The 1737-nt window shown below is 71.4% G+C and carries 1 protein-coding gene and 1 pseudogene; both read left to right on the top strand.

Going from position 1 to position 1737, the window contains the following annotated elements:
- Positions 1 to 560 (top strand): recombination regulator RecX (recX, locus tag ACFWR9_RS28340; protein ID WP_383846738.1); only part of this gene is annotated, 560 nt, incomplete at its 5' end.
- Positions 561 to 1296: pseudogene (locus ACFWR9_RS28335) on the top strand (transposase); the annotation flags it as partial.
- Positions 1297 to 1737: the final 441 nt, after the last annotated feature.

Genomic DNA, 1737 nt, shown 5'->3' with positions numbered 1-1737 from the left:
GCCCACTGCGGGGGCGGGGGGGGGGGGGGGGCGCCCCCGGGGGGCCCGGGGGCGGGCGGGCGGGGGGTCTGCGCGGCGCCGGGGCCCGCGCCACCCCGCGCACCCGCAGCCAGCTCGCCGACGCCCTGCGCAAGCGGGAGATCCCCGACGAGGCCGCCGAGGAAGTGCTGTCCAGGTTCGAGGAGGTCGGCCTGATCAACGACAGCGCCTTCGCCGAAGCCTGGGTGGAATCCCGGCACCACGGCCGCGGCCTGGCCCGACGCGCCCTCGCCAGGGAGCTGCGGACCAAGGGCGTCGACAACACACTCATCGACGCCGCGGTCTCCCGGCTGGACTCCGAGCAGGAGGAGGAGACCGCACGCGAGCTGGTCGCCCGGAAGCTGCGCGCCACCAGAGGGCTCGACCGCGACAAGAGGCTGCGCCGCCTCGCGGGCATGCTGGCCCGCAAGGGCTACCCCGAAGGCATGGCCCTGCGGGTGGTCCGCCAGGCACTGGAGGAAGAGGGCGAGGACATGAAGGATGGCGTCTCACGGTGTGGTGGAGAGGATCTCCGCGGTTGAGCGCGCGCTGACGAGGTTCAGTGGGCGGTGGATATCTCCGCCACGTCGTCCGCGCTGATGCTGGCTCTGCTCGCAGCTCACGGTCAGCAGGCTGTCTATGTGCCCGGCCGCACGGTCAACCCCATGTCGGGGGCCTACCGAGGGGAGGCGAAGACCGACGCCCGTGCCTACGTCATCGCCGAAACCGCACGTCACCGCAGGGACTTCGCCGCGATCGACGTGCCCGCGCAGCTGGCTGCCGATCTGGCGCTGCTGACCGCCCACCGGTCCGATCTGATCGCCGACCGGGTGCGGATGATCAACCGACTGCGCGACGTGCTGATCGGTGTCTTCCCTGCACTGGAGCGGGCCTTCGACTTCTCGGTCCACAAGGGTGCCCTGGTGTTGCTGACCGGCTACCAGACCCCGGCAGCGATCCTCCGGCGCGGCCGAGCCAGACTCACGGCGTGGTTGGTCAACTGCAGCGTGCGCAGCGCCGACACCGTCGCCCCTATCGCGCTGGAAGCCGCCCAGGCCCAGCACACCGCGTTGCCCGGCGAGGATGTCGGGCGCCCAGATCGTGACTGACCTGGCGGCACAGATCCTGGAACTGGACGACCGGCTCAGGCGGATCGACAAGCAGATCCGCGAGACGTTCCGCTGCCGTCTGCAGGCCGAGATCATCGAGTCCCTGCCCGGCATCGGCCCGATACTCGGCGCCGAGTCCGTCGTCGCCGCGGGCGACCTGAGTACTTGGGTTGCCAGGTCGGTGGGTCAGGTCCATGGCCTCTGGTGGGGTCCACGTGCCCTGTGGCGTTCCTCTGAGCAAGAGGGTCGTGGAAAGTTTCGGCTGCCGTGGCCGTTCGGCAAAGCTGCCGCAGCCTTGCAGGCCGAGAACGATGGCGGCTCGATGGGGATATCGGTCGCGCCAAGCGGGACCGGGGCCTCAAGTGCGGCGGGAAGTACGACGTGGATGCCGATGCTGCGCCTGCCGTGAGGACCCCACCCGGCTCCCTGCCAACGGCGGTCGACCGTACGCGGGAACCTCAAGTTGACCTCAACCTGCCCCACTCGGGAGTGGAATAGTGTCAGGCTGCCGGGAGCCGGGAGCCGGGAGCCGGGAGCCGGGAGCCGGGAGCCGGGAGCCGGGAGCCGGGAGCCGGGAGCCGGGAGCCGGGAGCCGGGAGCCGGGAGCCGT

Origin of the sequence: Streptomyces sp. NPDC058534 (assembly GCF_042717365.1) — a bacterium.
In the GTDB taxonomy this organism is placed as follows: Bacteria; Actinomycetota; Actinomycetes; order Streptomycetales; family Streptomycetaceae; genus Streptomyces.
This window is presented reverse-complemented; position numbering and strand designations above follow the sequence as displayed.